General features: G+C 71.2%; 6 protein-coding genes. 4 read left to right on the forward strand and 2 right to left on the reverse strand.

Annotation, left to right across the window (positions count from 1 at the left end; all coding sequences use genetic code 11):
• The coding region (locus STRIP9103_RS36105; RefSeq protein ID WP_009331186.1) for a sigma-70 family RNA polymerase sigma factor at positions 1-260 on the forward strand (260 nt) is incomplete at its 5' end.
• A 147-nt stretch (positions 261-407) separates the two neighbouring features.
• Positions 408-977 (forward strand): hypothetical protein, encoded by a 570-nt coding sequence (locus tag STRIP9103_RS36110; RefSeq protein WP_009331188.1) that lies wholly within the window; start codon positions 408-410, stop codon positions 975-977.
• Between the two features lie 230 nt (positions 978-1,207).
• Here the strand turns inward: STRIP9103_RS36110 and STRIP9103_RS36115 are convergent, their stop codons facing one another.
• Together STRIP9103_RS36115 and STRIP9103_RS36120 are read right to left on the reverse strand one after the other, a co-directional pair.
• Positions 1,208-1,411, reverse strand: a complete 204-nt coding sequence (locus STRIP9103_RS36115; protein ID WP_009331190.1) for a DUF4236 domain-containing protein — start codon at positions 1,409-1,411, stop codon at positions 1,208-1,210.
• Positions 1,412-1,616: 205 nt separating this feature from the next.
• On the reverse strand, positions 1,617-1,886 hold the full coding sequence (locus STRIP9103_RS36120; protein ID WP_048821606.1) for a hypothetical protein: 270 nt from the start codon (positions 1,884-1,886) through the stop codon (positions 1,617-1,619).
• A gap of 362 nt (positions 1,887-2,248) precedes the next feature.
• Here STRIP9103_RS36120 and STRIP9103_RS36125 point away from each other — a divergent pair, with 362 nt between their 5' ends.
• Both STRIP9103_RS36125 and STRIP9103_RS36130 read left to right on the forward strand, forming a co-directional pair.
• On the forward strand, positions 2,249-3,196 hold the full coding sequence (locus tag STRIP9103_RS36125; RefSeq protein ID WP_009331184.1) for a hypothetical protein: 948 nt from the start codon (positions 2,249-2,251) through the stop codon (positions 3,194-3,196).
• A 125-nt stretch (positions 3,197-3,321) separates the two neighbouring features.
• Positions 3,322-3,978 (forward strand): nitronate monooxygenase, encoded by a 657-nt coding sequence (locus STRIP9103_RS36130; RefSeq protein ID WP_234022390.1) that lies wholly within the window; start codon positions 3,322-3,324, stop codon positions 3,976-3,978.
• Positions 3,979-4,123: the final 145 nt, after the last annotated feature.

The following is a 4,123-nucleotide window of genomic DNA, read 5'->3' on the forward strand; positions in this document are numbered from 1 at the left end:
CCGGCGACACCACCGCGGAGCAGGTGATCCGCCGGGACGAGGTCCGCCGGGCGCTGCGCATGGTCCAGGAACTCCTGACGGAGCGGCAGTTCGAGGTGTTCTGGTTGCGCCGCGTCAAGGAGATGACGCTGGAGGAGACCGCGCGGGTGCTCGGCATCCGCCCGGGCACGGTCGCGGCCACGCTCAACAAGGCGGAGAAGAAGATCGAACGGCATCTGGCACGCCGGGACGGGAGGAAGGGGCGTGGCCACCGCGGGTAGCGCGCGTACGGGGATCACGGACTCCGGCGGCTCATGCCCACGCGGGCCGGGCCCGAGCCGAAGAGCCGACCAGAGACCGTGATCCCCGGGCGGGCCTTACCCGGGCCCTGGCACAGCCCACACGAATCGGGGGGAAAAGGGGTTCAGATGGAAGATTCGGAGAACGAGGCCATGGCGGCGCTCGTCGGCCAGTTGAAGGAGGCCGACGCCGAACTCGTGGCCTACCACATGGCGGACGGTGAACCTGTCGAGCAACTCGTCACCCACCACCGCGCCGACGGCACGGCCAGGAGGGGTGGGCGCGGTGCCATCGCCGCCGCCCGGCGTGGCGGTGGCACCGCCGGACCGGCGGTCGCCGAGCGGGACACGAACCCCTCGGAGCGCGGTCCCGGGGCGGCCGGTCGCGGTGCGTGCGAAGGCGGGAACGGGAAACGGGGGCACGCACACATCGGGGGAGTGTGCGTGGCCCGGCATCTCGCCTCCCTGGCCGCGGCCCTCGGCACGGTCGCGGTCATCGCCGCGCCCGCGCCCTGGGGCGTGGTCCTCGGCGTGACGGTCATCGTGGTCGCCTTCGTCGGCGCGCCCGTGCTGGCGCTGGTGTCCGGGCGCCGGGAACACGGTGGGGGACGGCGTCAGGGGTACGACCTGGTGGCCGGAGGGGCGGCTGCCGTGATCGTCACCGTGGTGGCCGCTCTGGCGGCGGGGCAGCGCAAGTAACCCGCGGCCGGAGCGGGGCAGTACGGCACGGGCAGGGCCCCGCACGGGGGAGGGGGCGCTGCCCGGCTCCGCTGTCTCCCCGTTCCCTCGCGCTTTGAGGGGACGGGGGCTTCCCGCCGCGTTCCGCGGGCACGGCGGCGGGGATTGGCGGGGCTTGACTTGGTTTGGTGGTACGGCTGGGTGGTGCGATGCGGCGACGGGCTCGGCGGTGTGGCTCGGTGCCGACCCGCTCACCGATGACGGGATCGGGCCGTGCGTGTGCGGCGCCAGCCGAAGGGGCCCGGCAGATCCATCGACGTCGTACGCCGCCCCGTGCTGCTGTGCGTGCGACGCGGCCCGTGGCGGCCTCCCGTGGTGATGGACCAGGAGCGCCTGTTGATGTTCAGCCGGACTCCCGGCAGGATCCGGAAACTCTTGCGGAATGTGAGCGGCATGGGTGCCTCCTCTCGATGCGCGGCGAGTACCCGGCGCACCGGTCCGCATGCCGAGTCGGATGCCGAGTCGGATGCCGGGGTGGTTGTCGGGTCGGCATCGGTCGTCCGGGTGGACGTCGGTCGTCCGCGGGTATGGCGGAACTCCCGTGAACGCGGCGGAGACCCGAACTCCCCTGCGGGTCTCCACCTCCCTGGGACACGCGCCCTATTCCTGCTCGGGCGGGTCCATCAGGGCTGTGGCGACATGAGCCTGGGCGCGCTCCACATAGGCGCGGCTGGCCTCCTGGAAGGTGTCCGTGCGGACCCGTTCGCGTATGTAGTGGTCCATGCCCTCACGGATCACGGCGTTGGCCGTGGTGTCCTCGACGGCGGCCACCGCGTGGATACGCTGCAGCAACTGCGCCGGGAACCTGACGGAGACGACGACCTGGCGTTCCTTGGCTTCGGTGGGTTGACTCTTCTTCTCGCTCGACACGTGAATCCCTTCGTCGGGGGATCGGGCGTGCCGGATCTCAGGAGGGCGAGAGGGCGGGCACGCCTCCCCGGTAGGTGCTGAGCTGCAATACGGCCATGTGGCACAGTTCACTCAACTCGGCCAGGGTACTGGGCACTTCACCACGTCATGAAGCCCTGTAGCTGGGAAGTTCCGCTGACTGTATGTGCGGACGCTGTGCGCACTTCCAACTGCTCTGAAGTGCTTAAAACTTCACGAAGCCTTGACTTGTCAGTCATGTGTGCGACTTGACACCCGTGCGGGGTACGGTGTGGAAGGAGGGCGCGCGAGCGTAGGGGGGACCTCAGTCACCACCCTTGAGAACAGAGGAAGTTGAATCACAAATGATGCGGCCTGGCCCCTGCGGCCACCAGCAGCCCATCGCCTCCCTCCGTGTGGCGACCGTCGTCTCCCAGGCGCTCTTCGCCGAGTTGCGGAACCTCGTCCACGGCACCCGCCGACCCATCAAGTCCGATCCGCGGGCACATCCGCCCGCAGTGTCGTTCGGGGCGGAGTCGTTCTGGGGCGAGCGGGTCGCCCACGCCCGCGGGCGACTGTTCCGCGTCGCGGAGGCGGAGCTGGCCCAACTCGGCGCGGACATGGGGATGTCGTTCTTCCTGATCGGCGCGGAGGGTGACCCGGCGGAGCGGCTGGAGGACTTCCGCAGCCGCATCCTTGAAGGCCGGCCCGGCGTCTCCCTCTCGGTGACCGGCGACCTGGAGAAACTCCTGGCCCACGGCAACCCGCGCGCGGCCTCGATCTCGGTGCTGGTGTGGATGCCCAGCCCGCCACTGGCCGCCGCGACGGTGACCCTGGAATCGGCCCTCACCGCCGACTGCGACTCGGCGTACCGTCTGTCGGCCCTCGGGGAGTGGGAGCAACTGACCGAGGACACGCCGGTCGCCGCGGCGGGGGAGGGGCACCTCGTCGTCCCCGGGTCGCTCATGACGCGCGCCCATCTGCTGAAGGACGAGTACCCCAAGATCTCCTACGAGGACGAGACGACCTCCGCGATCATCCAGGCCGTCCTCAACCACAGCGTCCCGGTCGCCATCCACGCCTCGGGGCATGTGCTGGACAGCGCGATACTGCTCGTCGCCGCCGCGCACACGTACAAGCTCGCCGTCCGGCTGTGCGACGCCAGGGTGACACCGATGACCCCCTGGGAGGCGAGCAAGCTCCTCTTCCGCGCGATCAAGGAGGGCAAGCCGACCCTCCCCGACGTCGTCATCGCACGCGACAAGGCCACCGCCGAACGCATCGCGGGCCTCATCGGCACACCCGTGCGGTAAACCGCAGGCCACGGCGGTTTCCACAACTGCCGGATCCGTAAAGGCCGTTGACTCCGGGGGGCCGCCACCGGCCGCGCCATGACCTGTCCGAAGCCGGCGTCGGCGCGGAGGCGATGATGTCCTCCATGACGTTGACGACTGCGTTCACCAAGCTGCTCGGGATACGGCATCCGATCGCGCTGGCGCCGATGGGAGGGTCGGCCGGTGGTGCGCTGGCGGCGGCCGTCTCGCGGGGCGGCGGGCTCGGGATGCTGGGCGCGGGCCAGGGCGATCGGGAGTGGCTGGCCCGCGAACTGCCGATCGTGGTGGAGAGCGCGGAACGTACGGGCACGCCATGGAGTGCCGGCTTCCTGGCCTGGGGGGCCGATGCCGACGCGGTCGACCGCGTACTGGCGCACGGGCCCCGGGCGGTGATGCTGTCCTTCGGCGACCCGAGCCCCTTCGCCGAGCGCGTCCGTGCGGCGGGCGCGGCGCTGATCGTTCAGGTCACCGACCTGGACGAGGCCCGGCAGGCGGTCGACGCGGGCGCCGATGTGATCGTGGCCCAGGGCACGGAGAGCGGTGGGCACGGCGCCAGGAAGGGCCGCTCCACCCTGCCGTTCGTACCCGTCGTGGTGGACCTGGCCGCGCCGATCCCCGTACTGGCGGCCGGCGGGATCGCCGACGGACGCGGGGTGGCCGCCGCCCTGGCCCTGGGTGCCGCCGGCGCTCTCATCGGCACCCGCTTCCAGTCCACCGCCGAGGCGCTGGTCGACCCCTCGGCCACCCAGGCGATCGTCTAGGGGCGCGGAGAGGACACCGAACGCAACCGCGTCCTGGACATCGCCCGCGACTCCCCCTGGCCGTCGCGCTACACGGCACGCACGCTGGGCCACCCGTTCCTCGACCGGTGGCGGGACCGGGAATCCGAACTCGTCACCGACCCCG

Source organism: Streptomyces ipomoeae 91-03, assembly GCF_000317595.1.
Lineage (GTDB): Bacteria > Actinomycetota > Actinomycetes > Streptomycetales > Streptomycetaceae > Streptomyces > Streptomyces ipomoeae.

Bases quoted from the DNA above. Each gene is read 5' to 3' on its own strand.
- STRIP9103_RS36110 (WP_009331188.1), top strand. From the start codon at position 408: ATGGAAGATTCGGAGAACGAGGCCATGGCGGCGCTCGTCGGCCAGTTG.
- STRIP9103_RS36115 (WP_009331190.1), bottom strand. From the start codon at position 1,411: ATGCCGCTCACATTCCGCAAGAGTTTCCGGATCCTGCCGGGAGTCCGG.
- STRIP9103_RS36125 (WP_009331184.1), top strand. From the start codon at position 2,249: ATGATGCGGCCTGGCCCCTGCGGCCACCAGCAGCCCATCGCCTCCCTC.
- STRIP9103_RS36130 (WP_234022390.1), top strand. From the start codon at position 3,322: ATGACGTTGACGACTGCGTTCACCAAGCTGCTCGGGATACGGCATCCG.